Below are 25,316 nucleotides of genomic sequence, written 5' to 3' on the forward strand. Positions count from 1 at the left end.
GCACCTATTTTCTAGCCCTTACTTGGAGTAGAGCTCGACAATCAGGCTTTCGTTGATGTCGGCGGACAGATCACTGCGAGCTGGAACGTTCTTGAAAACGCCCGACTTCTTCTCAGTGTCTACTTCTACCCATTCTACGCGGCCACGTTGAGCACACAGATCGAGAGCTTGGACAATGCGAAGTTGATTTTTTGCTTTCTCGCGAACAGCGACCACGTCACCAGCACGAACCTGGTAGGACGGAACGTTAACGGTCTGACCGTTCACGCTGATCGACTTGTGCGATACCAGCTGACGGGATTCGGCACGAGTAGAACCGAAGCCCATGCGGTACACAACGTTGTCCAGACGGCATTCGAGCAGTTGCAACAGGTTTTCGCCGGTTGCGCCCTTCTTGCCAGCTGCTTGTTTGTAGTAGCCGCTGAATTGACGCTCGAGTACGCCGTAGATACGACGAACTTTTTGCTTTTCACGCAGCTGGGTGCCGTAGTCGGATTGACGACCGCGACGCTGGCCGTGGATGCCAGGAGCTGCTTCGATGTTGCACTTGGATTCGATAGCGCGCACGCCGCTCTTCAGGAAGAGATCGGTGCCTTCGCGACGAGCCAGTTTGCATTTTGGACCAATGTAACGAGCCATTCTTTACAATCTCCTGGATTACACGCGGCGCTTCTTCGGCGGACGGCACCCGTTGTGCGGGATTGGCGTCACGTCGGTGATGCTGGCGATCTTGTAGCCACAGCCGTTCAAAGCGCGGACTGCGGATTCACGACCTGGACCTGGACCCTTGACGTTGACGTCGAGGTTTTTCAGGCCATATTCCAGCGCAGCTTGACCAGCACGCTCAGCAGCTACTTGAGCAGCGAACGGGGTGGACTTGCGAGAACCGCGGAAACCCGAACCACCGGAGGTTGCCCAGGAAAGAGCGTTACCTTGACGGTCGGTGATGGTCACGATGGTGTTGTTGAAAGACGCGTGGATGTGGGCGATGCCATCAACCACTGTCTTTTTAATCTTTTTACGAGGACGAGCAGCAGGTTTTGCCATGACTAAATTCCTGTCGATTCGCTGGTGCGATTACTTGCGGATCGGCTTACGCGGACCTTTGCGAGTACGCGCGTTGGTCTTGGTACGCTGACCGCGCACTGGAAGACCACGACGATGGCGCAGACCGCGGTAGCAGCCCAGATCCATCAAGCGTTTGATTTTCATGTTGATTTCGCGACGCAGGTCACCTTCAGTGGTGAACTTCGCCACTTCGCCACGCAGCTGTTCAATTTGCTCGTCGCTCAGATCCTTGATCTTCGCAGCTGGGTTGACCCCAGTCACCGCGCAGATTTTCTGCGCAGTAGTGCGACCAACACCATAGATGTAGGTCAGCGAGATAACAGTATGCTTGTTATCTGGAATGTTAACGCCTGCAATACGGGCCATTCAGTGGGACTCCAATTGACAGCTACCTACGCCCCGGAAGCCAAGAAATAGGGCGCGAGATAATATCGCTGTAATAACAAATAATCAACCCGGCAGCGCACTAGCTGCCGGGCTTGAAGCACAATCACACTCAGCCTTGGCGCTGTTTGTGACGCGGTTCCGCGCTGCAAATTACTCGAACAACACCTTCGCGGCGAATAATCTTGCAGTTACGGCACAGCTTTTTCACCGATGCACGAACTTTCATCACCAACTCCTCGAACCTTATGGATTAGCGCAGCATGCCGCTGCCGTAACCCTTCAGGTTGGCTTTCTTCATCAGGGATTCGTACTGGTGGGAAACGAGGTGCGATTGTACTTGCGACATAAAGTCCATAACAACCACGACCACGATCAGCAACGAGGTCCCGCCAAGGTAGAACGGAACGTTTGCAGCAACCACCAGAAACTGGGGCAACAGGCAGACGGCCGTCATATATAGAGCACCGAACATGGTCAAACGAGTCAGAACGCCATCAATGTAGCGCGCCGACTGCTCACCTGGACGGATGCCCGGAATAAAGGCACCGGACTTCTTCAGGTTTTCCGCTACGTCTTTCGGATTGAACATCAACGCCGTATAGAAGAAGCAGAAGAAAATAATCCCTGCACTAAACAGCAGAATATTCAACGGCTGACCAGGAGCGATCGACTGCGAGATGTCCTGCAACCAGCCCATACCTTCAGACTGACCGAACCAGGCACCCAACGAAGCCGGAAACAGCAAAATGCTGCTCGCGAAGATAGCAGGAATAACACCGGCCATATTCACTTTCAGCGGCAAGTGGCTGGTCTGCGCAGCAAATACCTTGCGGCCCTGCTGACGCTTGGCGTAATGAACAGCAATACGACGCTGACCACGCTCAATGAACACCACAAAACCGATAATCGCTACTGCCAGCAAACCGATCGCAACCAGGGCAAAAATGTTGATATCACCCTGACGTGCAGACTCGAAAGACTGCCCGATCGCTCTCGGAAGACCGGCGACGATACCTGCGAAAATCAACATCGAGATACCGTTGCCAACACCACGCTCAGTAATCTGCTCACCCAGCCACATCATGAACATCGCACCAGCCACAAAAGTGGATACCGCGACGAAATGGAAGCCAAAGTCACCAGTGAACGCAACACCCTGACCCGCCAAGCCAACGGACATGCCGATAGCTTGAACCAGGGCCAGGATGACAGTGCCGTAGCGGGTGTACTGGCTGATCTTGCGACGGCCAGCTTCACCTTCCTTCTTCAACTGCTCCAACTGCGGGCTGACGGCTGTCATCAGCTGCATGATGATCGATGCCGAGATATACGGCATGATCCCCAGTGCAAAGATGCTCATCCGTTCCAGCGCGCCGCCGGAAAACATGTTGAACAAGCTAAGAATGGTCCCCTCATTCTGTCGAAACAGGTCCGCGAGTCGGTCAGGGTTGATACCTGGAACCGGGATGTGTGCGCCTATTCGGTAGACGATAATCGCCAAGAACAGAAAACGCAGACGAGCCCAAAGTTCAGACATACCGCCTTTGCCGAGCGCAGAGAGAGCACCTTGCTTAGCCATTTATTCCTCGAACTTGCCGCCAGCTGCTTCGATAGCCGCACGCGCACCTTTGGTGGCTGCGATACCCTTGATGGTCACAGCGCGAGTAACTTCGCCGGACAGCATGATTTTCACACGCTGAACGTTTTGGTTAATCACGTTGGCATCTTTCAGGGACTGCACGGTGACGATGTCGCCTTCCACTTTAGCCAGCTCGGACAGACGCACTTCTGCGCGATCCATGGCCTTCAGGGAAACGAAACCGAACTTCGGCAGGCGACGATGCAGCGGCTGTTGACCGCCTTCAAAGCCTGGAGCAATGGTGCCACCGGAGCGGGAAGTCTGACCTTTGTGACCACGGCCACCAGTCTTACCCAAACCACTACCGATACCACGGCCCGGACGATGCTTTTCGCGACGGGAACCCGGCGCTGGACTCAGATCATTGAGTTTCATCGATTAACCCTCGACACGCAGCATGTAGTAAGCCTTGTTGATCATCCCGCGATTCTCGGGAGTATCCTGGACTTCTACAGTGTGACCGATGCGACGCAGACCCAGACCCTTAACGCACAGTTTGTGGTTAGGGATACGGCCGGTCATGCTTTTGATCAGCGTTACTTTTACGGTAGCCATGATCAGATGATCTCCTGGACGCTTTTGCCACGCTTGGCGGCAATGGATTCAGGGGACTGCATTGCTTTCAAACCCTTGAAAGTGGCGTGAACCACGTTTACTGGGTTAGTCGAGCCGTAGCACTTGGCCAGAACGTTCTGAACGCCAGCTACCTCGAGGACAGCACGCATAGCGCCGCCAGCGATGATACCGGTACCTTCAGAAGCAGGCTGCATGTACACCTTGGAAGCGCCGTGAGCGGACTTCATTGCGTACTGCAGAGTGGTGCCGTTCAGGTCAACTTGGATCATGTTGCGGCGAGCAGCTTCCATTGCCTTCTGGATCGCAGCAGGCACTTCACGCGACTTGCCACGGCCGAAGCCAACACGGCCCTTACCATCACCAACCACGGTCAACGCGGTGAAAGTGAAGATACGGCCGCCTTTTACGGTTTTGGCTACGCGGTTAACTTGAACCAGCTTCTCGATGTAGCCTTCGTCGCGCTTTTGGTCGTTATTTGACATAACTTAGAACTCCAGCCCAGCTTCACGAGCAGCATCAGCCAGCGCCTTGACGCGGCCGTGGTACTTGAAGCCAGAGCGGTCGAAAGCCACCTGCGAGACGCCAGCGGCTTTCGCACGCGTAGCGACCAGCTGGCCAACCTTAGTGGCCGCGTCGATGTTGCCAGTGGCGCCATCACGCAGTTCTTTATCCAAAGTCGAGGCACTTGCCAGGACTTTGTTGCCGTCGGCCGAAATGACCTGGGCGTAGATGTGCTGCGAAGAGCGGAACACGCAGAGACGCACGACTTCGAGTTCGTGCATTTTCAGGCGTGCTTTGCGAGCGCGACGCAGTCGAGTAACTTTTTTGTCGGTCATTTGCTATGCCCTACTTCTTCTTGGCTTCTTTACGACGGACGACTTCGTCCGCGTAGCGCACACCTTTGCCTTTGTAAGGCTCTGGTGGACGGAAGTCGCGGATCTCAGCGGCCACTTGACCTACCAGCTGCTTATCGATGCCCTTGATCAGGATATCGGTCTGGCTAGGAGTCTCAGCGGTGATGCCTTCCGGCAGTTCGTAATCCACTGGATGCGAGAAGCCGAGGGCCAGGTTCAGCACTGTGCCTTTTGCCTGTGCCTTGTAACCAACACCGACCAGCTGGAGCTTGCGCTCGAAGCCTTGGCTTACGCCTTGGACCATGTTGTTTACCAGAGCACGAGTGGTACCGGCCATTGCGCGAGTTTGTTGGTCGCCGTTGCGAGCAGCGAAACGCAGCTCACCAGCTTCCTGAACAATTTCAACGGACGAGTGTACGTTCAGTTCGAGAGTGCCCTTGGCACCCTTCACCGAAAGCTGTTGGCCGGCGAATTTGACTTCGACACCAGCTGGCAGCTTAACGGGGTTCTTAGCGACGCGAGACATGCTTATCCCCCCTTAGAACACAGTGCAAAGAACTTCGCCGCCGACACCGGCAGCGCGCGCAGCACGATCAGTCATCACACCTTTGTTGGTGGAGACGATAGACACGCCAAGACCGCCACGTACTTTCGGCAGTTCTTCAACGGACTTGTACTGACGCAGGCCTGGACGGCTAACGCGCTTCACTTCTTCGATGACCGGACGGCCTTCGAAGTACTTCAGCTCGATGGACAGCAGAGGTTTGATTTCGCTGCTGATCTGATAACCCGCGATGTAACCTTCGTCCTTCAGGACTTTTGCTACAGCCACCTTCAGCGTGGAAGACGGCATGCTTACGACGGACTTTTCAGCCATCTGGGCATTACGGATTCGAGTTAGCATGTCCGCTAACGGGTCCTGCATACTCATGGGCTAGATGCTCCTGATACAAAAAGAATTAGCCTTGCGGCTACAACTGTCGCCGAGAAATTCCGGGCAAAAAACACGGGCTCAGGCGAGCCGGTCATTCTAGACACACCCCAGAAATGAATCAAGCCCCAAAAGGGGCTTGATTCACGTTCAAGGCCACCGGCGATCGGGATCTTGCGAGCCCGAACACCGAGACTTTGATAGCTATTACCAGCTGGCTTTAACCAGACCTGGTACGTCACCACGCATTGCAGCTTCACGCAGCTTGTTACGGCCCAGGCCGAACTTGCGGTAAACGCCGTGCGGACGACCAGTCAGGCGGCAGCGGTTACGCATGCGCGAAGCGCTTGCATCACGTGGCTGCTTCTGCAGAGCTACGGTAGCTTCCCAACGAGCTTCTGGACTTGCGTTCAGATCCACGATGATAGCTTTCAGCGCTGCACGCTTGGTGGCGTACTTGGCAACGGTGAGCTGACGCTTCAGCTCACGGTTCTTCATGCTCTTCTTGGCCATTTTCCTACTCCAATCAGTTGCGGAACGGGAATTTGAAAGCACGCAGCAGAGCGCGGCCTTCATCATCGTTCTTAGCAGTGGTGGTCAGGGTAATGTCCAGACCGCGGAGAGCATCGATCTTGTCGTAATCGATTTCCGGGAAAATGATCTGCTCTTTAACGCCCATGCTGTAGTTGCCACGACCGTCGAAGGACTTGGCATTCAGGCCGCGGAAGTCGCGAACCCGAGGCAGGGAGATCGACAGCAGACGATCCAGGAACTCGTACATACGCTCACGGCGCAGGGTCACTTTGACGCCGATCGGCCATCCTTCGCGGACTTTGAAGCCAGCGATGGATTTACGAGCGTAGGTCACAACGACTTTCTGGCCGGTGATCTTTTCCAGGTCAGCAACAGCATGCTCGATGACTTTTTTGTCGCCGATTGCTTCGCCCAGACCCATGTTCAGGGTGATTTTGGTAACGCGCGGAACTTCCATCACGTTCGAAAGCTTAAGTTCTTCCTTAAGTTTCGGAGCGATTTCCTTCCGGTAAATCTCTTTTAGTCGTGCCATGGTCTTCTACCTAGCAGTGTTCAAGCATCAACCGCTTTTTGGGTCGACTTGAAGACACGAATTTTTTTGCCGTCTTCTACTTTGAAACCAACGCGGTCAGCCTTGTTGGTTTCGCTGTTGAAAATGGCGACGTTGGAAGCGTGCAGTGGCGCTTCTTTCTCGACGATACCGCCCTGTACGCCCGACATCGGGTTAGGCTTGGTATGACGCTTGACCAGGTTCAGGCCACCGACGACCAGACGGTCGTCAGCCAGAACCTTAAGCACCTTACCGCGCTTACCTTTGTCTTTGCCGGCGATCACGATGATCTCGTCGTCACGACGAATCTTTTGCATGTCGGATCTCCTTACAGCACTTCTGGGGCGAGCGAGACGATCTTCATGAACTTCTCGTTGCGAAGTTCACGGGTCACTGGCCCAAAGATACGGGTGCCGATCGGCTCTTGCTTGTTGTTCAACAGAACAGCAGCGTTGCCATCAAAGCGGATGATGGAGCCGTCTGCACGACGAACACCATGGCGAGTGCGGACTACAACAGCAGTCATCACTTGGCCTTTTTTCACCTTACCGCGAGGAATTGCTTCCTTGACGGTAACTTTGATGATGTCACCGATACCAGCGTAACGACGATGGGAGCCACCCAGCACCTTGATGCACATAACGCGGCGAGCGCCGCTGTTATCGGCCACATCGAGCATGGATTGAGTCTGAATCATATAATTTCTCCGACCCCTAGCCCTTAGACTTCCACAGCGCGTTCGAGAACATCAACCAGGGCCCAAGACTTGGTCTTGGCCATCGGACGAGTTTCACGAATAGTGACTTTGTCGCCGATGTGGCACTGATTGGTTTCGTCGTGCGCGTGCAGCTTAGTCGAACGCTTAACGTATTTACCGTAGATAGGGTGCTTAACGCGACGCTCGATCAGAACGGTGATGGTCTTGTCCATCTTGTCGCTGACAACACGGCCAGTCAGCGTACGGACAGTTTTTTCGGCTTCAGCCATGATTACTTACCTGCCTGCTGGTTGAGCACAGTCTTCACGCGAGCGATGTCACGCTTAACTTGCGAGAGCAGATGAGACTGCCCCAACTGGCCAGTTGCTTTCTGCATACGCAGATTGAACTGGTCGCGCAGCAGGCCGAGCAGTTGCTCGTTCAGCTGCTGTGCGGATTTTTCACGAAGTTCATTCGCTTTCATCACATCACCGTCCGTTTAACAAAGGAGGTGGCGAGCGGCAGCTTTGCAGCAGCCAGGGCGAAAGCCTCACGCGCCAGCTCTTCAGAAACACCCTCGATTTCATACAGGACTTTGCCTGGCTGAATCTGGGCTACCCAGTATTCGACGTTACCCTTACCTTTACCCATCCGAACTTCGAGAGGCTTTTTGGAAATAGGCTTGTCCGGGAATACACGGATCCAGATCTTGCCACCACGTTTTACGTGACGGGTCAGAGCACGACGCGCTGACTCGATCTGACGAGCGGTGAGACGACCACGAGCAACAGACTTCAGCGCGAACTCGCCGAAGCTGACTTTGCTACCGCGCAATGCCAGACCACGGTTGTGGCCGGTCATTTGCTTGCGGAACTTCGTACGCTTTGGTTGCAACATTTGGCGTACCCCTTACTTAGCAGCTTTTTTACGAGGCGCAGGTGCTTGCGGCTTCAGCTCTTCTTGGCGACCACCAATTACTTCGCCTTTGAAGATCCAAACCTTCACACCGATCACACCGTAAGTGGTGTGAGCTTCGTAGGTGGCATAGTCGATATCGGCACGCAGGGTGTGCAGTGGCACACGACCTTCGCGATACCATTCAGTACGTGCGATTTCAGCACCGCCGAGACGACCGCTCACTTGGATTTTGATGCCTTTGGCACCAATGCGCATGGCGTTCTGTACGGCGCGCTTCATAGCACGACGGAACATTACGCGACGCTCCAGCTGCTGAGCTACGCTCTGCGCAACCAGCATACCGTCGAGCTCCGGCTTGCGGATCTCTTCGATATTGATGTGCACAGGCACACCCATTTGCTTGGTCAGGTCCTGACGCAGCTTCTCAACATCTTCACCTTTCTTGCCGATCACGATGCCGGGACGAGCGGTGTGGATGGTGATGCGTGCAGTTTGAGCCGGACGATGGATATCGATACGGCTTACGGACGCGCTTTTTAGTTTGTCTTGGAGATACTCACGCACATTCAGATCTGCGAGCAAATAGTCCGCATAAGTCCGACCGTCTGCGTACCAGACGGAGGTGTGCTCCTTGACGATTCCCAGGCGAATGCCAATGGGATGTACTTTCTGACCCATCTCTTCGACTCCGTTACTTGTCAGCAACCTTGACAGTGATATGGCAAGACCGCTTGACGATGCGATCAGCACGGCCTTTGGCACGTGGCATGATGCGCTTCAGCGAACGCCCTTCGTTGACGAAAACGGTGGAGACCTTCAGGTCATCAACGTCTGCGCCTTCGTTATGCTCGGCGTTGGCTACGGCCGACTCCAGCACTTTCTTCATGATCTCGGCGGCTTTCTTACTGCTGAAAGCCAACAGGTTGAGCGCTTCGCCCACCTTCTTCCCGCGGATCTGGTCGGCGACCAAGCGGGCTTTCTGGGCGGAGATTCGAGCGCCCGACAACTTAGCGGCTACTTCCATCATTCCTTACCCCTTAACGCTTGGCTTTCTTGTCAGCCACGTGCCCGCGATATGTACGGGTACCGGCGAACTCGCCCAGTTTGTGGCCGACCATGTCTTCGTTCACGAGAACTGGAACATGCTGACGACCGTTATGCACAGCAATGGTCAGACCGACCATTTGTGGCAGGATCATGGAACGGCGCGACCAGGTCTTAACTGGTTTGCGATCGTTCTTTTCCGCCGCCACTTCGATCTTCTTCAGTAGGTGAAGATCAATAAAAGGACCTTTTTTCAGAGAACGTGGCACTGTCGTATCCCTCTATTTACTTGCGACGACGGACGATCATTTTGTCGGTACGCTTATTACCACGAGTCTTCGCGCCCTTAGTCGGGAAGCCCCATGGCGATACCGGATGACGACCACCAGAGGTACGACCTTCACCACCACCATGTGGGTGGTCAACCGGGTTCATGGCAACACCACGAACGGTTGGGCGAACGCCACGCCAGCGTTTGGCACCAGCTTTACCCAGCGAACGCAGGCTGTGCTCGGAGTTCGAGACTTCGCCCAGGGTCGCGCGGCATTCAGCCAGCACTTTACGCATCTCACCAGAACGCAGACGCAGGGTCACGTAGACACCTTCACGAGCGACCAGCTGAGCCGAAGCACCAGCCGAACGAGCGATTTGCGCGCCTTTACCTGGCTTCAGTTCGATGCCGTGTACGGTGCTACCAACTGGAATGTTGCGCAGTTGCAGAGCGTTGCCCGGTTTGATCGGTGCCAGAGCACCTGCGATCAGCTGGTCGCCAGCGCTCACGCCTTTAGGGGCGATGATGTAGCGACGCTCGCCATCTGCGTACAGCAGCAGAGCGATGTGAGCAGTACGGTTTGGATCGTATTCGATACGCTCGACAGTGGCAGCGATGCCATCTTTGTCGTTGCGACGGAAGTCGACCAGACGGTAATGCTGCTTATGACCACCACCAACGTGACGAGTGGTAATGCGGCCATTGTTGTTACGACCACCAGACTTCGATTTCTTCTCGAGCAGCGGTGCGTGAGGAGCGCCTTTATGCAGCTCCTGGTTGACCACCTTGACCACAAAACGGCGGCCAGGGGAAGTCGGTTTGCATTTAACGATTGCCATGATGCACCCCTTCCTTACTCAGCACTGCTGCTGAAATCGAGATCTTGGCCTGGCTGAAGGGAGATAACTGCCTTCTTCCAGTCATTACGCTTGCCCAGACCGCGAGCGGTACGCTTGCTCTTACCCAGAACATTCAGGGTAGTAACGCGTTCCACTTTCACGCTGAACAGGCTTTCGACGGCCTTCTTGATTTCCAGCTTGGTTGCGTCAGTAGCAACCTTGAAAACGAACTGGCCTTTCTTGTCTGCCAGAACCGTAGCCTTCTCGGAAACGTGCGGGCCAAGCAGAACTTTAAATACGCGTTCCTGGTTCATCCCAGCAGCTCCTCGAATTTCTTCACGGCCGACACAGTGATCAACACTTTGTCGTATGCGATCAGACTAACTGGATCGGAACCTTGCACATCACGAACATCAACGTGTGGCAGGTTACGAGCAGCCAGGTACAGGTTCTGATCAACAGCGTCCGACACGATCAGAACGTCGGTCAGGCTCATGTTGTTCAGCTTGCCCAGCAGATCTTTGGTTTTCGGAGTTTCAACAGCGAAATCCTGAACCACGACCAGACGATCAGTACGCACCAGCTCAGCAAGGATGGAACGCATTGCTGCGCGATACATCTTCTTGTTCAGCTTCTGGGAGTGATCCTGAGGACGAGCTGCGAAAGTGGTACCGCCGCCACGCCAGATTGGGCTACGGATAGTACCGGCACGAGCACGGCCAGTACCTTTCTGACGCCATGGGCGCTTGCCGCCACCGGAAACGTCGGAACGGGTCTTTTGCTGCTTGCTACCTTGACGGCCGCCGGCCATGTAGGCCACGACTGCTTGGTGAACCAGCGTCTCGTTGAATTCGCCGCCAAATGTCAGTTCGGAAACTTCGATCGCTTGAGCGTCATTTACATTTAATTGCATGTCAGCTTCCCCTTAACCGCGAGCCTTGGCCGCCGGACGTACAACCAGGTTGCCGCCAGTAGCGCCAGGAACAGCACCCTTGACCAACAACAGATTGCGTTCAGCGTCGACGCGCACTACTTCCAGGGACTGCACGGTCACGCGCTCAGCGCCCATATGACCGGACATTTTTTTGCCCTTGAATACACGACCAGGAGTCTGGCACTGGCCAATAGAGCCCGGGACGCGGTGGGAAACGGAGTTACCGTGGGTGTTATCTTGACCGCGGAAATTCCAACGCTTGATGGTACCGGCGAAGCCTTTACCTTTCGACTGACCGGTAACGTCTACCAGTTGGCCTGCAGCGAAGATTTCTGCATTGATCAGATCGCCAGCTTGGTACTCGCCTTCTTCAAGACGGAATTCCCAAACGCCACGACCGGCAGCAACGTTCGCTTTAGCGAAGTGACCTGCTTGAGCAGCAGTCACGCGCGAAGCACGACGCTCACCTACAGTGACCTGCACTGCACGATAGCCATCGGTTTCTTCAGTTTTGAACTGGGTGACGCGATTCGGCTCGATCTCAATGACCGTGACCGGAATGGAGACACCTTCTTCGGTGAAAATACGGGTCATACCGCATTTACGACCGACTACACCAATAGTCATGTTGTAAACCTCATGAGTGTACGGGGCTTTCACCCGCTATGGCCGCCCATTTCAGAGCGTTACACGACTAAGACCGAGTCTTAGCCGAGGCTGATCTGCACTTCCACACCTGCCGCAAGATCAAGCTTCATAAGAGCATCAACGGTTTTATCCGTTGGCTGGACGATGTCCAGTACGCGCTTATGAGTACGGATCTCGTACTGGTCACGCGCGTCTTTGTTGACGTGCGGGGAGACCAGAACGGTGAACCGCTCTTTACGGGTAGGCAGTGGAATTGGACCACGCACTTGAGCACCAGTACGTTTCGCGGTTTCCACGATTTCCTGGGTGGATTGGTCGATCAGGCGATGGTCGAAAGCCTTCAACCTGATACGGATTTGCTGATTTTGCATTGGATTTCAGACTCCAGGCTGCTATTCCCACCGGGCGCAATACGCCCGTTAAAAGGAGGCGCAATTCTATAGACGGCCCCACAGAGTGTCAACCCAATAAAAAAGCCCCCGCAAGCGGGGGCTTCTTCATGAGTCGTCGATTACTCGATGACTTTGGCTACGACGCCAGCGCCGACGGTACGACCGCCTTCACGGATAGCGAAACGCAGACCATCTTCCATCGCGATGGTTTTGATCAGAGTGACAGTCATCTGGATGTTATCACCTGGCATTACCATTTCAACGCCTTCTGGCAGCTCGCAGTTACCAGTCACGTCAGTAGTACGGAAGTAGAACTGTGGACGGTAGCCTTTGAAGAACGGAGTATGACGGCCGCCTTCTTCCTTGCTCAGAACGTAAACTTCAGCGGTGAACTTGGTGTGCGGCTTAACGGTGCCTGGCTTAACCAGAACCTGGCCACGCTCAACGTCGTCACGCTTGGTACCACGCAGCAGAACGCCGCAGTTCTCGCCAGCACGACCTTCGTCGAGCAGCTTGCGGAACATTTCAACGCCGGTGCAGGTAGTTTTCTGAGTGTCGCGCAGACCAACGATCTCAACTTCTTCCTGGATGCGAACGATACCACGCTCAACACGGCCAGTTACCACGGTGCCACGGCCGGAGATCGAGAATACGTCTTCGATTGGCATCAGGAACGGCTTGTCGATTGCACGCTCTGGCTCTGGGATGTAGGTATCCAGAGTTTCTACCAGACGCTTAACAGCGGTGGTACCCATTTCGTTGTCGTCTTGGCCGTTCAGAGCCATCAGAGCCGAACCGATGATGATCGGAGTGTCGTCACCTGGGAAGTCGTAAGTGCTCAGCAGATCGCGCACTTCCATCTCAACCAGTTCCAGCAGCTCAGCGTCGTCAACCATGTCAGCCTTGTTCAGGAAGACAACGATGTACGGAACGCCTACCTGACGGGACAGCAGGATGTGCTCACGAGTTTGTGGCATCGGACCATCGGCAGCCGAGCAAACCAGGATCGCGCCGTCCATCTGGGCAGCACCAGTGATCATGTTTTTAACGTAGTCGGCGTGACCTGGGCAGTCAACGTGCGCGTAGTGACGAATGTTCGAGTCGTACTCTACGTGCGCAGTGTTGATGGTGATACCACGAGCTTTTTCTTCTGGGGCGCTGTCGATCTTGTCGAAGTCAACACGAGCCGAACCGAAAACTTCGGAGCAAACGCGAGTCAGAGCAGCGGTCAGAGTGGTTTTACCGTGGTCAACGTGACCGATAGTGCCAACGTTGACGTGCGGTTTGTTACGTTCAAATTTTTCTTTAGCCACGACAATTAACTCCTAGCCTAAAGGGGAGACTGAATCAGCCTTGTTTTTTAACGAGAGCTTCGACGATGTTCGACGGAGCTTCGGCGTATTTGGAGAATTCCATGGAGTAGCTCGCGCGACCCTGAGACATGGAACGAACGTCAGTTGCATAACCGAACATTTCACCCAGTGGCACTTCAGCACGGATAACCTTGCCGGACACCGAGTCATCCATACCCTGAATCAGACCACGACGACGGTTCAGGTCACCCATCACGTCACCCATGTAGTCCTCTGGGGTTACAACTTCAACCTTCATGATCGGCTCGAGCACAACGCCGCCACCCTTCTGGGCCAGCTGCTTGGTCGCCATGGAGGCTGCCACCTTGAACGCCATCTCGTTGGAGTCGACGTCGTGGTAGGAACCATCAAACACGGTAGCCTTCAGGCCGATCAGCGGATAACCGGCAACGACGCCGTTCTTCATCTGCTCTTCGATACCCTTCTGGATAGCCGGGATGTATTCCTTAGGAACCACACCACCAACAACCTCGTTGGTGAAGACCAGACCTTCGGTGATGTTGCCGTTCGCATCGACGTCTGGCTCCGAGAAACGGATCCAGCAGTGACCGAACTGACCGCGACCGCCGGACTGACGAACGAACTTGCCTTCGATCTCGACGTTGCTCTTGCTGATCTTCTCGCGATACGAAACCTGCGGCTTGCCGATGTTGGCTTCGACGTTGAACTCGCGCTTCATGCGGTCAACGAGGATGTCCAGGTGCAGCTCACCCATACCGGAGATGATGGTCTGGCCAGTCTCTTCGTCGGTCTTGACGCGGAACGACGGGTCTTCCTGAGCCAGCTTGCCCAGTGCAATACCCATCTTTTCCTGGTCCTGCTTGGTTTTCGGCTCTACCGCTACCGAAATTACAGGCTCAGGGAAGTCCATACGCTCAAGAATGATCTGCTTGTCGAGATCGCACAGAGTGTCACCAGTGGTGACGTCCTTCATGCCGATCAGAGCAGCGATGTCGCCTGCACGTACTTCTTTGATCTCTTCACGCTGGTTGGCGTGCATCTGCACCATACGACCAACGCGCTCTTTCTTGCCCTTGACCGAGTTGATCACGGAGTCGCCCGAGCTCAGGAAGCCCGAGTAAACGCGCACGAAAGTCAGAGTACCAACGAACGGGTCGGTAGCAATCTTGAATGCCAGAGCCGAGAACGGTTCAGCATCGTCAGCATGACGCTCGTCGTAGTCAGCCTCTACCAGCTCATCCTTCGGCTTCTCGATGAGATCCGGATGGATACCCTTGATCGCCGGGATCTCGGTAGGAGCAGGCAGGAAGTCGATAACGGCATCGAGAACCAAGGGAACGCCCTTGTTCTTGAACGACGAACCGCAGACGGCCGGAACGATCTCGCTAGCCAGGGTGCGCGCACGCAGACCGGCCTTGATCTCTTCGACAGTCAGGTCACCTTCTTCAAGGTACTTGTTCATCAGCTCTTCGTTGGCTTCAGCAGCAGCTTCAACCATGTTGGAGCGCCACTCGTTAGCCAGGTCCAGCATATCGGCAGGAATTTCTTCCTCGCGATAGGTAGTACCCTTGTCGTCGTCGTTCCAGTAGATAGCCTTCATCTTGATCAGATCAACCTGACCTTCGAAGTTATCTTCAGCACCGATAGCCAGCTGGACCGGAACCGGGGTATGACCCAGGCGGTTCTTGATCTGGCCAACAACGCGCAGGAAGTTGGCACCGGCACGGTCCATCTTGTTCACGTAAACAACACGTGGAACACCGTACTTGTTGGCTTGACGCCATACGGTTTCAGACTGAGGCTCAACACCGGAAGTACCGCAGAACACAACGACCGCGCCGTCGAGTACACGCAGGGAGCGCTCTACTTCAATGGTGAAGTCAACGTGGCCAGGGGTATCGATAACGTTTACACGATAGTTATCGTATTGGCCGCGCGAACCTTTCCAGAAGGTAGTTACAGCAGCGGAGGTAATGGTAATACCGCGCTCCTGCTCCTGCACCATCCAGTCGGTGGTCGCAGCGCCGTCATGCACCTCACCCATCTTGTGGCTGAGACCTGTGTAGAACAGGATCCGCTCGGTAGTGGTAGTCTTGCCCGCGTCAACGTGGGCACAGATACCGATGTTACGGTAGCGGTTGATTGCTGTAGTACGAGCCATAAAGCCCTCGCAAAATGAATGATGCCGATATTAGAAGCGGTAGTGCGAGAAAGCCTTGTTGGCTTCAGCCATACGGTGAACGTCTTCACGCTTCTTAACTGCAGCACCTTTGCCTTCGGCAGCGTCCAGCAGTTCGCCAGCCAAACGCAGAGCCATAGACTTCTCGCCGCGCTTGCGGGCGAAGTCTACCAACCAGCGCATTGCCAGAGCGTTACGACGGGACGGACGAACTTCGACCGGAACCTGGTAAGTAGCACCGCCTACACGGCGCGACTTCACTTCGACCAGCGGAGCGATGGCGTCGAGAGCTTTCTCGAAGATTTCCAGGGGATCACTGTTCTTGCGCTCTTTAACTTTTTCCAGCGCGCCATAAACGATACGCTCGGCAACGGCTTTCTTGCCGCTTTCCATTACGTGGTTCATGAACTTGGCGAGGATCTGGCTTCCGTATTTCGGATCGTCCAGAATCTCACGTTTGGCTGCTACGCGACGTCTTGGCATTGATAAGCCCTCAAACGGTCTTCAGGTTAGCTCGGGACAGTTGATCCAATGGACGCGTGCCCGACCTTACTCTTATCGACTCAATATAATTAAAAACTGCAAAACGACCGATTACTTCGGACGCTTGGTACCGTACTTCGAACGACCTTGGTTACGACCTTTAACGCCGGAGGTATCCAGGGAGCCGCGAACGGTGTGGTAACGAACACCTGGCAAGTCTTTTACACGGCCGCCGCGAATCAGTACGACGCTGTGCTCTTGCAGGTTGTGGCCTTCACCACCGATGTACGAGGAAACCTCGAAACCGTTGGTCAGACGCACACGGCACACTTTACGCAGTGCCGAGTTAGGTTTTTTCGGCGTAGTGGTATACACGCGAGTGCACACGCCACGACGTTGCGGGCAGTTCTGCAGCGCAGGCACGTCGGATTTCTCGACGATACGCTTACGCGGCTGACGTACCAGCTGGTTGATAGTTGCCATCTACTAGCTCCACTGTTGTCTTTCGACATAAACAAAATGGCAGAGCAGGAGCTCCACCAAATTTAGGGGTACAAGAGTCTAAAGAGGATCTTGCCCCCAGTCAAGGCAAGGCCCCGGCCTCCCCGATCAGCGAACCTCGACAAAAAGTGTCTTGATTCTCAATCGAAAAAGCCGGGGCCCCGTCTCAATCTACTGCAGACCTCAATTACCGCTGGAGTTCAGCGCTTCAGTCAGTGCTGCTTCGACTTCGCTTGCGCTTACGCGCAGCGGCTTGTCTGCATCACGACGACGCTTACGCTCGCTGTGGTACGCCAAGCCAGTACCGGCCGGGATCAGACGACCCACGACCACGTTTTCTTTCAGGCCACGCAGGTAGTCGCGCTTGCCAGTTACCGCCGCTTCGGTCAGTACACGGGTGGTCTCTTGGAAAGAGGCCGCCGAGATGAACGATTCGGTGGACAAGGACGCCTTGGTGATACCCAGCAGTACGCGGGTGAACTTGGCGACGAACTTGTCTTCGGTGCTCAGACGCTCGTTTTCTACCAGTACGTGAGTCAGTTCCATCTGGTCGCCCTTGATGAAGCTGGAGTCGCCGGACTCGGCGATTTCAACCTTACGCAGCATCTGACGCAGGATGGTCTCGATGTGCTTGTCGTTGATCTTCACGCCTTGCAGACGGTAAACGTCTTGGATCTCGTTGACGATGTACTTGGCCAGCGCACTGACACCCAGCAGACGCAGGATATCGTGTGGATCGCTCGGACCGTCGGAGATAACTTCGCCGCGGTTCACTTGTTCGCCTTCGAAGACGTTCAGGTGACGCCACTTCGGAATCAGCTCTTCATACGGATCGCTACCGTCGTTCGGAGTAATGACCAGACGGCGCTTGCCCTTGGTCTCTTTACCGAACGCGATGGTGCCGCTGACTTCAGCCAGAATCGACGCTTCCTTCGGACGACGAGCTTCGAACAGGTCGGCAACACGCGGCAGACCACCGGTGATGTCACGGGTCTTCGAAGTTTCTTGCGGAATACGAGCGATAACATCACCGATCGCAATCTGCGCACCGTCGGCAACACCGACCAGGGCGTTAGCCGGCAGGAAGTACTGTGCCGGTACGTCGGTACCTGGCAGCAGCAGATCCTTGCCATCCATACCCACCATCTTCACAGCAGGACGGATGTCCTTGCCGGCAGCTGGACGGTCTTTGACGTCAAGCACTTCAATGTTGGTCATACCGGTCAATTCGTCAGTCTGACGCTTGATCGTGATGCCTTCTTCCATGCCCACGTAGGTCACGGTACCTTTCATTTCGGTAACGATCGGGTGAGTGTGCGGATCCCACTTGGCCACGATAGCGCCAGCGTCGACCTTGTCACCTTCTTTAACCGAAATCACAGCACCGTACGGCAGCTTGTAACGCTCGCGCTCACGACCGAAGTCATCAGCGATTGCCAGCTCACCGGAACGGGACACAGCAACCAGGTGGCCATCCACACGCTCAACGTGCTTCAGGTTGTGCAGACGGACGGTACCGCCATTCTTCACCTGAACGCTGTCGGCTGCGGAAGTACGGCTTGCCGCACCACCAATGTGGAACGTACGCATGGTCAGCTGGGTACCCGGCTCACCGATGGATTGGGCAGCGATAACGCCGACCGCCTCACCAATGTTCACCTGGTGACCACGAGCCAGGTCACGGCCGTAGCACTTGGCGCAGATGCCATAGCGGGTTTCGCAGCTGATCGGCGAACGCACGATCACTTCGTCGATGCTGTTGAGCTCGATGAATTCAACCCACTTTTCGTCTACCAGGGTGCCAGCAGGAACGATGACGTCCTCGGTACCCGGCTTGAATACGTCACGGGCGATAACACGACCCAATACGCGCTCACCCAGTGGCTCTACAACATCGCCGCCTTCAATGTGCGGAGTCATCAGCAGGCCGTGTTCGGTGCCGCAATCGATCTCGGTTACAACCAGATCCTGCGCAACGTCCACCAGACGACGAGTCAGGTAACCGGAGTTCGCAGTTTTCAACGCGGTATCCGCCAGACCTTTACGAGCACCGTGAGTCGAGATGAAGTACTGGAGTACGCTCAGACCTTCACGGAAGTTCGCAGTAATCGGCGTTTCGATGATGGAGCCGTCCGGCTTGGCCATCAGACCACGCATACCGGCCAGCTGACGGATCTGTGCTGCGGAACCCCGCGCACCCGAGTCAGCCATCATGTACATCGAGTTGAACGATTCTTGCTCGACTTCGTCGCCATTGCGGTCGATGACCTTCTCTTTCGAGAGGTTGGCCATCATCGCCTTGGATACTTCGTCGTTGGCCTTCGACCAAAGGTCGATCACTTTGTTGTACTTCTCGCCCTGGGTTACCAGGCCGGAGGCGTACTGGCTCTCGATTTCTTTCACTTCGTCGGTGGCAGCACCGATGATGCGAGCTTTTTCATCCGGGATAACGAAGTCGTTAACACCGATGGAAACGCCGGAAATGGTCGAGTAAGCGAAACCGGTGTACATCAACTGGTCAGCGAAGATCACGGTCTCTTTCAGACCAACCACGCGGTAGCACTGGTTGATCAGCTTGGAGATCGCCTTCTTCTTCATCGGCAGATTGACGACGTCGAACGACAGGCCCTTCGGCACAACCTGGAACAGCAGAGCACGGCCGACAGTGGTGTCGACGATACGGGTGGCGCTCACGCTGCCGCCATCACGATCATTGACGGTTTCGCTGATGCGAACCTTGATCTTGGCGTGCAGAGCAGCTTCGCCGGCGCGGAATACGCGGTCGACTTCCTGCAGGTCGGCGAAAACGCGACCTTCGCCCTTGGCGTTGATCGCTTCACGGGTCATGTAGTACAGACCCAATACAACGTCCTGCGACGGAACGATGATTGGCTCACCGTTGGCTGGCGACAGAATGTTGTTGGTCGACATCATCAACGCACGCGCTTCCAACTGGGCTTCCAGTGTCAGCGGTACGTGCACGGCCATTTGGTCGCCGTCGAAGTCGGCGTTGTACGCAGCACAGACCAGAGGGTGCAGCTGGATAGCCTTACCTTCGATCAGTACCGGTTCAAACGCCTGGATACCCAGACGGTGAAGGGTCGGTGCACGGTTGAGGAGAACCGGGTGTTCACGGATCACTTCAGCGAGAACGTCCCAAACCTCTGGCAGTTCGCGCTCGACCATCTTCTTGGCGGCTTTGATGGTGGTGGCCAGGCCACGCATTTCCAACTTGCCGAAGATGAACGGTTTGAACAGCTCGAGAGCCATCTTCTTCGGCAGACCGCACTGGTGCAGACGCAGGGTCGGACCTACGGTAATTACCGAACGACCGGAGTAGTCAACACGCTTACCGAGCAAGTTCTGACGGAAACGACCTTGCTTACCCTTGATCATGTCAGCCAGGGATTTCAGAGGACGCTTGTTGGAACCGGTGATAGCGCGGCCACGACGACCGTTGTCGAGCAGTGCATCGACAGCTTCCTGCAACATACGCTTTTCGTTGCGCACGATGATGTCCGGAGCGGACAGATCCAGCAGGCGCTTCAAACGGTTGTTACGGTTGATCACTCGACGATACAGATCGTTGAGGTCGGAAGTCGCGAAACGACCGCCATCCAGCGGGACCAGTGGACGTAGATCTGGCGGCAGAACCGGCAGAACGGTCAGCACCATCCACTCTGGCAGGTTGCCGGAACCCTGGAAGGCTTCCATCAACTTCAGACGCTTGGACAGCTTCTTGATCTTGGTTTCCGAGTTGGTTTGCGGAATCTCTTCACGCAGACGGCCAATCTCGTGCTCCAGGTCGATAGCGTGCAGCAGCTCGCGGACAGCCTCGGCACCCATGCGGGCGTCGAAGTCATCGCCGAACTCTTCCAGCGCTTCGAAGTACTGCTCATCGTTCAGCAGCTGACCTTTTTCAAGGGTGGTCATGCCTGGATCGATAACGACATAGCTCTCGAAGTAGAGAACGCGCTCGATATCACGCAAAGTCATGTCCATCAGCAAGCCGATACGGGACGGCAGCGATTTCAGGAACCAGATGTGGGCAACCGGCGAAGCCAGTTCGATGTGCGCCATGCGCTCACGACGAACCTTGGCCAGCGCAACTTCAACGCCGCACTTCTCGCAGATCACGCCGCGATGCTTCAAGCGCTTGTACTTACCGCACAGGCACTCGTAATCCTTTACCGGGCCAAAGATCTTGGCGCAGAACAGGCCGTCACGCTCAGGCTTGAACGTACGGTAGTTGATGGTTTCCGGCTTTTTAACTTCACCGAACGACCACGAACGGATCATCTCAGGCGAGGCCAATCCGATACGGATGGCGTCGAACTCTTCGACTTGACCCTGGTTTTTCAGCAAATTCAGTAGGTCTTTCAAGGCCTTTCCTCCTGGCGGAGCAGAGAGCGGGCAATCCTGCCCCGCTCTCGATTCGCGTCACGTGTTATTCGGTTTCCAGATCGATATCGATGCCGAGGGAACGAATTTCTTTGATCAACACGTTGAAGGACTCGGGCATGCCCGGCTCCATACGGTGATCACCGTCCACGATGTTTTTGTACATCTTGGTACGACCGTTCACATCGTCCGACTTCACTGTGAGCATTTCTTGCAGAGTGTATGCAGCACCGTATGCTTCCAGTGCCCAGACCTCCATCTCCCCGAAACGCTGACCACCGAACTGCGCCTTACCACCCAGCGGCTGCTGGGTAACCAGGCTGTACGAACCGGTAGAACGAGCGTGCATCTTGTCGTCTACCAAGTGGTTCAGTTTCAGCATGTACATGTAGCCAACGGTAACTGGACGCTCGAACTTGTTGCCGGTACGGCCGTCGGTCAGTTGCATCTGGCCGCTTTCTGGCAGGTCTGCCAGTTTCAGCATGGCCTTGATTTCGCTTTCCTTGGCACCGTCGAACACCGGAGTGGCCATCGGAACACCGCCGCGCAGGTTGTTCGCCAGATCCAGGATCTCCTGATCGGAGAAGCTGTCCAGGTCTTCGTTACGACCGCCGATCTGGTTGTAGATCTCGTCCAGGAAGGTACGCAGTTCTGCGACCTTGCGCTGCTCTTCGACCATGCGATTGATCTTCTCGCCCAACCCCTTGGCCGCGAGGCCCAGGTGAGTTTCGAGGATCTGACCAACGTTCATACGCGAAGGTACGCCCAGCGGGTTGAGGACTACGTCGACCGGGGTGCCATTGGCATCGTGCGGCATGTCTTCAACCGGCATGATCACGGAGACCACACCCTTGTTACCGTGACGACCGGCCATCTTGTCGCCCGGCTGGATGCGACGACGGATTGCCAGGTAGACCTTGACGATTTTCAGCACGCCTGGAGCCAGGTCATCGCCCTGCTGCAGCTTGCGCTTCTTGTCTTCGAACTTGTCGTCCAGCAGACGGCGACGATCAACGATGTAGGCCTGGGCCTTCTCGAGCTGCTCGTTCAGAGCATCTTCAGCCATGCGCAGTTTGAACCACTGGCCGTGCTCAAGACCGTCGAGAACTTCGTCGGTGATTTCCTGGCCTTTCTTCAGGCCGGCGCCGCCTTCGGCTTTATGGCCGACCAGAGCGGAACGCAGACGTTCGAAAGTAGCACCTTCAACGATACGGAACTCTTCGTTCAGGTCCTTGCGGATCTCGTCCAGCTGGCTCTTCTCGATCGACAGTGCACGAGCATCGCGCTCAACGCCGTCGCGAGTGAAGACCTGTACGTCGATAACAGTACCCTTGGTACCGGTAGGTACACGCAGGGAGGTGTCTTTAACGTCGCTGGCTTTTTCACCGAAGATCGCACGCAGCAGTTTCTCTTCCGGAGTCAGCTGGGTCTCGCCTTTCGGAGTGACCTTGCCCACCAGGATGTCGCCTGCGCCAACTTCAGCACCTACATAAACGATACCGGCTTCGTCCAGCTTGTTCAGTGCAGCCTCACCCACGTTCGGGATGTCTGCAGTGATTTCCTCTGGGCCAAGCTTGGTGTCACGAGCCACACAGGTCAGTTCCTGGATGTGGATCGTGGTGAAACGGTCTTCCTGAACCACACGCTCGGACAGGCAGATGGAGTCTTCGAAGTTGAAGCCGTTCCACGCCATGAACGCGATACGCATGTTCTGACCCAGTGCCAGCTCACCCATGTCGGTGGACGGACCATCGGCCATGATGTCGCTGCGCTGAACCCGATCACCCTTGCTCACCAGCGGACGCTGGTTGATGCAGGTGTTCTGGTTGGAGCGGGTGTACTTGGTCAGGTTGTAGATGTCGACACCGGCTTCACCGGTTTCAACTTCGTCATCAGCAACACGAACCACAATACGGCTGGCATCGACCGAGTCGATCACACCGCCACGACGAGCCACGACGCAAACGCCGGAGTCACGGGCAACGTTGCGCTCCATGCCGGTACCTACCAGTGGCTTGTCAGCACGCAGGGTCGGTACAGCCTGACGCTGCATGTTGGAACCCATCAATGCACGGTTGGCGTCGTCGTGCTCGAGGAACGGAATCAGCGACGCTGCAACCGAAACTACCTGCTTCGGCGAAACGTCCATCAAGGTGACGTCTTCCGGCGCCTTGACGGTGAATTCGTTCAAGTGACGAACAGCTACCAGCTCATCGACCAACTGACCTTTGTCGTTCATCGTCGCCGAAGCCTGGGCGATAACGTGATCGGCCTCTTCGATAGCGGACAGGAACACGATCTCGTCGGTTACCAGAGCGTCTTTCACCACACGGTACGGGCTCTCGAGGAAGCCGTACTGGTTGGTGCGCGCATAGGCCGCCAGGGAGTTGATCAGACCGATGTTCGGACCTTCCGGCGTTTCAATCGGGCATACACGACCGTAGTGGGTCGGGTGTACGTCACGGACTTCGAAGCCTGCACGCTCACGGGTCAGACCACCTGGGCCAAGTGCAGAAACACGACGCTTGTGGGTGATCTCGGACAGCGGGTTGTTCTGGTCCATGAACTGGGACAGCTGGCTGGAACCGAAGAACTCTTTCACTGCCGCAGCCACTGGCTTGGCATTGATCAGGTCTTGCGGCATCAGGCCTTCGCTTTCAGCCATCGACAGACGCTCTTTGACCGCACGCTCTACACGCACCAGGCCAACGCGGAACTGGTTCTCGGCCATTTCGCCAACACAGCGAACACGACGGTTACCCAGGTGGTCGATGTCGTCGACGATGCCTTTACCGTTACGGATGTCGACCAGAGTCTTCAGTACGGCAACGATGTCTTCTTTGCACAGAACGCCGGAACCTTCGATCTCGGTACGACCGATACGACGGTTGAACTTCATCCGGCCAACGGCGGACAGATCATACCGCTCAGGGCTGAAGAACAGGTTGTTGAACAGAGTCTCGGCAGCATCTTTGGTCGGTGGCTCGCCAGGACGCATCATGCGATAGATCTCGACCAGGGCTTCCAATTGGTTGCTGGTGGAGTCGATCTTCAGAGTGTCAGAGACGAACGGACCGCAGTCGATGTCGTTGGTGTACAGAGTCTCGATGCGAACGACCTGAGCCTTGGCGATTTTCGCCAGGATCTCGGTGTTCAGCTCGGTGTTGCACTCTGCCAGGATTTCACCGGTAGCCGGGTGCACGATAGCCTTGGCGGTGGTACGACCCAGGACGTAGTCCAGAGGTACATCCAGCTCTTTGATACCGGCTTTTTCCAGCTGGTTGATGTGACGAGCGGTGATACGACGACCCTGCTCGACAATAACCTTGCCCTTGTCATCCTGGATGTCCAGAACGGCAATCTCACCACGCAGGCGCTGAGGCACCAGCTCCAGGCTCAGGCTCTCGCCTTTCACGTGGAATACGTTGGTGGTGTAGAAAGCGTCCAGCACTTCTTCAGTGGTATAGCCCAGCGCGCGCAGCAGAACCGATGCCGGCAGCTTGCGACGACGGTCGATACGGACGAACACGCAGTCTTTCGGGTCGAACTCGAAGTCCAGCCACGAACCGCGGTAAGGAATGATCCGCGCGGAATACAGCAGCTTACCGGAGCTGTGCGTCTTGCCACGGTCGTGGTCGAAGAATACGCCAGGGGAACGGTGCAGCTGGGAAACGATTACACGCTCGGTACCGTTGATTACGAAGGTACCGTTCTCAGTCATCAGGGGAATTTCACCCATGTAGACTTCTTGCTCTTTGATGTCCTTGATCGCTTTGTTCGACGATTCTTTGTCGAAAATGATCAGACGGACTTTTACCCGCAAAGGTACGGCGTAAGTTACACCACGCAACACGCATTCTTTAACATCAAACGCCGGTTCGCCCAGGCGATAACCGACATACTCCAACGCAGCATTGCCGGAGTAGCTGATGATCGGGAAAACGGATTTGAAGGCCGCATGCAGGCCCACGTCGCGGAACTGATCTTTAGTCGCTCCCGCTTGCAAGAATTCACGATACGAATCCAGCTGGATGGCCAGGAGGTACGGCACATCCATGACGTCCGGCAACTTGCTAAAGTCCTTGCGGATACGTTTTTTCTCAGTATATGAGTAAGCCATCAGCGTTCCCCAGCTT

General features: G+C 55.5%; 32 protein-coding genes. All 32 read right to left on the reverse strand.

The features are described from left to right. Positions 1–18: 18 nt before the first annotated feature. Positions 19–639 (reverse strand): 30S ribosomal protein S4, encoded by a 621-nt coding sequence (rpsD, locus tag A9971_RS00780; protein WP_011063772.1) that lies wholly within the window; start codon positions 637–639, stop codon positions 19–21. Between the two features lie 18 nt (positions 640–657). Further along, positions 658–1,047: a 30S ribosomal protein S11 gene (gene rpsK, locus A9971_RS00785; RefSeq protein ID WP_007924177.1), complete on the reverse strand. Its 390-nt coding sequence runs from the start codon at positions 1,045–1,047 to the stop codon at positions 658–660. Positions 1,048–1,077: 30 nt separating this feature from the next. Further along, positions 1,078–1,434, reverse strand: coding sequence for a 30S ribosomal protein S13 (gene rpsM, locus A9971_RS00790; protein WP_003186020.1), 357 nt, complete (start codon positions 1,432–1,434; stop codon positions 1,078–1,080). A gap of 130 nt (positions 1,435–1,564) precedes the next feature. After that, a complete protein-coding gene (rpmJ, locus tag A9971_RS00795; protein ID WP_002555468.1) occupies positions 1,565–1,681 on the reverse strand; it encodes a 50S ribosomal protein L36 in 117 nt (38 codons plus the stop codon). 24 nt (positions 1,682–1,705) lie between these two features. Beyond that, positions 1,706–3,034 carry a preprotein translocase subunit SecY gene (gene secY, locus A9971_RS00800; protein WP_003210064.1) on the reverse strand — a complete coding sequence of 443 codons (1,329 nt, stop codon included), beginning with the start codon at positions 3,032–3,034 and terminating at the stop codon, positions 1,706–1,708. Then, positions 3,035–3,469, reverse strand: a complete 435-nt coding sequence (rplO, locus tag A9971_RS00805; RefSeq protein WP_007924183.1) for a 50S ribosomal protein L15 — start codon at positions 3,467–3,469, stop codon at positions 3,035–3,037. It lies immediately after the preceding gene. 3 nt (positions 3,470–3,472) lie between these two features. Beyond that, positions 3,473–3,649: a 50S ribosomal protein L30 gene (gene rpmD, locus A9971_RS00810; protein WP_003176408.1), complete on the reverse strand. Its 177-nt coding sequence runs from the start codon at positions 3,647–3,649 to the stop codon at positions 3,473–3,475. A gap of 2 nt (positions 3,650–3,651) precedes the next feature. Then, positions 3,652–4,152: a 30S ribosomal protein S5 gene (gene rpsE / locus A9971_RS00815; RefSeq protein ID WP_007924184.1), complete on the reverse strand. Its 501-nt coding sequence runs from the start codon at positions 4,150–4,152 to the stop codon at positions 3,652–3,654. A gap of 3 nt (positions 4,153–4,155) precedes the next feature. Then, entirely contained in the window at positions 4,156–4,506 is a 351-nt protein-coding gene (gene rplR / locus A9971_RS00820) for a 50S ribosomal protein L18 (RefSeq protein ID WP_003186037.1), read from the reverse strand. A 10-nt stretch (positions 4,507–4,516) separates the two neighbouring features. After that, positions 4,517–5,050: a 50S ribosomal protein L6 gene (gene rplF, locus A9971_RS00825; protein WP_007924185.1), complete on the reverse strand. Its 534-nt coding sequence runs from the start codon at positions 5,048–5,050 to the stop codon at positions 4,517–4,519. A gap of 12 nt (positions 5,051–5,062) precedes the next feature. Then, positions 5,063–5,455 (reverse strand): 30S ribosomal protein S8, encoded by a 393-nt coding sequence (rpsH, locus tag A9971_RS00830; RefSeq protein ID WP_011063773.1) that lies wholly within the window; start codon positions 5,453–5,455, stop codon positions 5,063–5,065. A gap of 207 nt (positions 5,456–5,662) precedes the next feature. After that, on the reverse strand, positions 5,663–5,968 hold the full coding sequence (gene rpsN, locus A9971_RS00835) for a 30S ribosomal protein S14 (RefSeq protein ID WP_003228726.1): 306 nt from the start codon (positions 5,966–5,968) through the stop codon (positions 5,663–5,665). Positions 5,969–5,981: 13 nt separating this feature from the next. Then, positions 5,982–6,521: a 50S ribosomal protein L5 gene (rplE, locus tag A9971_RS00840; protein ID WP_003210069.1), complete on the reverse strand. Its 540-nt coding sequence runs from the start codon at positions 6,519–6,521 to the stop codon at positions 5,982–5,984. A 20-nt stretch (positions 6,522–6,541) separates the two neighbouring features. Beyond that, positions 6,542–6,856 (reverse strand): 50S ribosomal protein L24, encoded by a 315-nt coding sequence (gene rplX, locus A9971_RS00845; protein WP_010443924.1) that lies wholly within the window; start codon positions 6,854–6,856, stop codon positions 6,542–6,544. Between the two features lie 11 nt (positions 6,857–6,867). Then, the gene (gene rplN / locus A9971_RS00850; protein ID WP_011063774.1) at positions 6,868–7,236 is read right to left on the reverse strand and encodes a 50S ribosomal protein L14; all 369 of its coding nucleotides are present in this window, start codon (positions 7,234–7,236) and stop codon (positions 6,868–6,870) included. Between the two features lie 23 nt (positions 7,237–7,259). After that, the gene (gene rpsQ / locus A9971_RS00855) at positions 7,260–7,526 is read right to left on the reverse strand and encodes a 30S ribosomal protein S17 (protein WP_003194644.1); all 267 of its coding nucleotides are present in this window, start codon (positions 7,524–7,526) and stop codon (positions 7,260–7,262) included. 2 nt (positions 7,527–7,528) lie between these two features. Continuing rightward, positions 7,529–7,720, reverse strand: a complete 192-nt coding sequence (gene rpmC, locus A9971_RS00860) for a 50S ribosomal protein L29 (protein ID WP_002555481.1) — start codon at positions 7,718–7,720, stop codon at positions 7,529–7,531. Then, positions 7,720–8,133: a 50S ribosomal protein L16 gene (gene rplP, locus A9971_RS00865; protein ID WP_003228729.1), complete on the reverse strand. Its 414-nt coding sequence runs from the start codon at positions 8,131–8,133 to the stop codon at positions 7,720–7,722. Before rplP ends, rpmC begins: the two co-directional genes overlap by 1 nt. A 12-nt stretch (positions 8,134–8,145) precedes the next feature. Next, positions 8,146–8,832 carry a 30S ribosomal protein S3 gene (rpsC, locus tag A9971_RS00870; protein WP_007924192.1) on the reverse strand — a complete coding sequence of 229 codons (687 nt, stop codon included), beginning with the start codon at positions 8,830–8,832 and terminating at the stop codon, positions 8,146–8,148. A 13-nt stretch (positions 8,833–8,845) separates the two neighbouring features. Next, positions 8,846–9,178 carry a 50S ribosomal protein L22 gene (rplV, locus tag A9971_RS00875; RefSeq protein ID WP_003103908.1) on the reverse strand — a complete coding sequence of 111 codons (333 nt, stop codon included), beginning with the start codon at positions 9,176–9,178 and terminating at the stop codon, positions 8,846–8,848. Between the two features lie 13 nt (positions 9,179–9,191). Continuing rightward, entirely contained in the window at positions 9,192–9,467 is a 276-nt protein-coding gene (rpsS, locus tag A9971_RS00880) for a 30S ribosomal protein S19 (protein WP_002555486.1), read from the reverse strand. A gap of 16 nt (positions 9,468–9,483) precedes the next feature. Beyond that, positions 9,484–10,308 carry a 50S ribosomal protein L2 gene (gene rplB / locus A9971_RS00885; protein ID WP_011063775.1) on the reverse strand — a complete coding sequence of 275 codons (825 nt, stop codon included), beginning with the start codon at positions 10,306–10,308 and terminating at the stop codon, positions 9,484–9,486. A 14-nt stretch (positions 10,309–10,322) separates the two neighbouring features. Continuing rightward, entirely contained in the window at positions 10,323–10,622 is a 300-nt protein-coding gene (rplW, locus tag A9971_RS00890) for a 50S ribosomal protein L23 (protein WP_002555488.1), read from the reverse strand. Continuing rightward, positions 10,619–11,221, reverse strand: a complete 603-nt coding sequence (rplD, locus tag A9971_RS00895; RefSeq protein ID WP_007924200.1) for a 50S ribosomal protein L4 — start codon at positions 11,219–11,221, stop codon at positions 10,619–10,621. Before rplD ends, rplW begins: the two co-directional genes overlap by 4 nt. Positions 11,222–11,233: 12 nt before the next feature. After that, on the reverse strand, positions 11,234–11,869 hold the full coding sequence (rplC, locus tag A9971_RS00900; RefSeq protein WP_007924205.1) for a 50S ribosomal protein L3: 636 nt from the start codon (positions 11,867–11,869) through the stop codon (positions 11,234–11,236). Between the two features lie 80 nt (positions 11,870–11,949). Further along, on the reverse strand, positions 11,950–12,261 hold the full coding sequence (gene rpsJ / locus A9971_RS00905) for a 30S ribosomal protein S10 (RefSeq protein WP_003186070.1): 312 nt from the start codon (positions 12,259–12,261) through the stop codon (positions 11,950–11,952). A gap of 140 nt (positions 12,262–12,401) precedes the next feature. Continuing rightward, on the reverse strand, positions 12,402–13,595 hold the full coding sequence (tuf, locus tag A9971_RS00910; protein WP_011063776.1) for an elongation factor Tu: 1,194 nt from the start codon (positions 13,593–13,595) through the stop codon (positions 12,402–12,404). A 34-nt stretch (positions 13,596–13,629) separates the two neighbouring features. Next, positions 13,630–15,777: an elongation factor G gene (gene fusA / locus A9971_RS00915; protein ID WP_011063777.1), complete on the reverse strand. Its 2,148-nt coding sequence runs from the start codon at positions 15,775–15,777 to the stop codon at positions 13,630–13,632. 30 nt (positions 15,778–15,807) lie between these two features. Further along, positions 15,808–16,278 carry a 30S ribosomal protein S7 gene (gene rpsG / locus A9971_RS00920; protein ID WP_007925959.1) on the reverse strand — a complete coding sequence of 157 codons (471 nt, stop codon included), beginning with the start codon at positions 16,276–16,278 and terminating at the stop codon, positions 15,808–15,810. A gap of 111 nt (positions 16,279–16,389) precedes the next feature. Beyond that, positions 16,390–16,761 (reverse strand): 30S ribosomal protein S12, encoded by a 372-nt coding sequence (gene rpsL, locus A9971_RS00925; RefSeq protein WP_003186084.1) that lies wholly within the window; start codon positions 16,759–16,761, stop codon positions 16,390–16,392. Between the two features lie 201 nt (positions 16,762–16,962). Continuing rightward, complete coding sequence (rpoC, locus tag A9971_RS00930) at positions 16,963–21,162, reverse strand: DNA-directed RNA polymerase subunit beta' (RefSeq protein ID WP_011063778.1); 4,200 nt, start codon at positions 21,160–21,162, stop codon at positions 16,963–16,965. Positions 21,163–21,226: 64 nt separating this feature from the next. After that, positions 21,227–25,300, reverse strand: coding sequence for a DNA-directed RNA polymerase subunit beta (gene rpoB, locus A9971_RS00935; RefSeq protein ID WP_011063779.1), 4,074 nt, complete (start codon positions 25,298–25,300; stop codon positions 21,227–21,229). Positions 25,301–25,316 lie beyond the last annotated feature (16 nt).

The organism is Pseudomonas sp. UME65 (genome assembly GCF_014170225.1).
Taxonomy (GTDB): Bacteria; Pseudomonadota; Gammaproteobacteria; order Pseudomonadales; family Pseudomonadaceae; genus Aquipseudomonas; species Aquipseudomonas protegens.

What these genes read in the sequence shown, in the direction of transcription:
- rpmC (WP_002555481.1), bottom strand. Translation starts at nt 7,720, where the DNA reads ATGAAAGCGAATGAACTTCGTGAAAAATCCGCACAGCAGCTGAACGAG.
- rplC (WP_007924205.1), bottom strand. Translation starts at nt 11,869, where the DNA reads ATGACTATTGGTGTAGTCGGTCGTAAATGCGGTATGACCCGTATTTTC.
- rplD (WP_007924200.1), bottom strand. Translation starts at nt 11,221, where the DNA reads ATGCAATTAAATGTAAATGACGCTCAAGCGATCGAAGTTTCCGAACTG.
- rplF (WP_007924185.1), bottom strand. Translation starts at nt 5,050, where the DNA reads ATGTCTCGCGTCGCTAAGAACCCCGTTAAGCTGCCAGCTGGTGTCGAA.
- rplW (WP_002555488.1), bottom strand. Translation starts at nt 10,622, where the DNA reads ATGAACCAGGAACGCGTATTTAAAGTTCTGCTTGGCCCGCACGTTTCC.
- rplN (WP_011063774.1), bottom strand. Translation starts at nt 7,236, where the DNA reads ATGATTCAGACTCAATCCATGCTCGATGTGGCCGATAACAGCGGCGCT.
- rpsM (WP_003186020.1), bottom strand. Translation starts at nt 1,434, where the DNA reads ATGGCCCGTATTGCAGGCGTTAACATTCCAGATAACAAGCATACTGTT.
- rplE (WP_003210069.1), bottom strand. Translation starts at nt 6,521, where the DNA reads ATGGCACGACTAAAAGAGATTTACCGGAAGGAAATCGCTCCGAAACTT.
- rplO (WP_007924183.1), bottom strand. Translation starts at nt 3,469, where the DNA reads ATGAAACTCAATGATCTGAGTCCAGCGCCGGGTTCCCGTCGCGAAAAG.
- rpsN (WP_003228726.1), bottom strand. Translation starts at nt 5,968, where the DNA reads ATGGCCAAGAAGAGCATGAAGAACCGTGAGCTGAAGCGTCAGCTCACC.
- rpsL (WP_003186084.1), bottom strand. Translation starts at nt 16,761, where the DNA reads ATGGCAACTATCAACCAGCTGGTACGTCAGCCGCGTAAGCGTATCGTC.
- fusA (WP_011063777.1), bottom strand. Translation starts at nt 15,777, where the DNA reads ATGGCTCGTACTACAGCAATCAACCGCTACCGTAACATCGGTATCTGT.
- rpsH (WP_011063773.1), bottom strand. Translation starts at nt 5,455, where the DNA reads ATGAGTATGCAGGACCCGTTAGCGGACATGCTAACTCGAATCCGTAAT.
- rplR (WP_003186037.1), bottom strand. Translation starts at nt 4,506, where the DNA reads ATGACCGACAAAAAAGTTACTCGACTGCGTCGCGCTCGCAAAGCACGC.
- rpsC (WP_007924192.1), bottom strand. Translation starts at nt 8,832, where the DNA reads ATGGGTCAGAAAGTACATCCCATTGGCATTCGCCTGGGAATCGTCAAG.
- rplX (WP_010443924.1), bottom strand. Translation starts at nt 6,856, where the DNA reads ATGCAAAAGATTCGTCGTGACGACGAGATCATCGTGATCGCCGGCAAA.
- rpsJ (WP_003186070.1), bottom strand. Translation starts at nt 12,261, where the DNA reads ATGCAAAATCAGCAAATCCGTATCAGGTTGAAGGCTTTCGACCATCGC.
- rpsD (WP_011063772.1), bottom strand. Translation starts at nt 639, where the DNA reads ATGGCTCGTTACATTGGTCCAAAATGCAAACTGGCTCGTCGCGAAGGC.
- rplV (WP_003103908.1), bottom strand. Translation starts at nt 9,178, where the DNA reads ATGGAAGTAGCCGCTAAGTTGTCGGGCGCTCGAATCTCCGCCCAGAAA.
- rplP (WP_003228729.1), bottom strand. Translation starts at nt 8,133, where the DNA reads ATGTTGCAACCAAAGCGTACGAAGTTCCGCAAGCAAATGACCGGCCAC.
- rpoB (WP_011063779.1), bottom strand. Translation starts at nt 25,300, where the DNA reads ATGGCTTACTCATATACTGAGAAAAAACGTATCCGCAAGGACTTTAGC.
- secY (WP_003210064.1), bottom strand. Translation starts at nt 3,034, where the DNA reads ATGGCTAAGCAAGGTGCTCTCTCTGCGCTCGGCAAAGGCGGTATGTCT.
- rpsK (WP_007924177.1), bottom strand. Translation starts at nt 1,047, where the DNA reads ATGGCAAAACCTGCTGCTCGTCCTCGTAAAAAGATTAAAAAGACAGTG.
- rpsG (WP_007925959.1), bottom strand. Translation starts at nt 16,278, where the DNA reads ATGCCAAGACGTCGCGTAGCAGCCAAACGTGAGATTCTGGACGATCCG.
- rpsQ (WP_003194644.1), bottom strand. Translation starts at nt 7,526, where the DNA reads ATGGCTGAAGCCGAAAAAACTGTCCGTACGCTGACTGGCCGTGTTGTC.
- rplB (WP_011063775.1), bottom strand. Translation starts at nt 10,308, where the DNA reads ATGGCAATCGTTAAATGCAAACCGACTTCCCCTGGCCGCCGTTTTGTG.
- rpmJ (WP_002555468.1), bottom strand. Translation starts at nt 1,681, where the DNA reads ATGAAAGTTCGTGCATCGGTGAAAAAGCTGTGCCGTAACTGCAAGATT.
- rpsE (WP_007924184.1), bottom strand. Translation starts at nt 4,152, where the DNA reads ATGTCAAATAACGACCAAAAGCGCGACGAAGGCTACATCGAGAAGCTG.
- rpmD (WP_003176408.1), bottom strand. Translation starts at nt 3,649, where the DNA reads ATGGCTACCGTAAAAGTAACGCTGATCAAAAGCATGACCGGCCGTATC.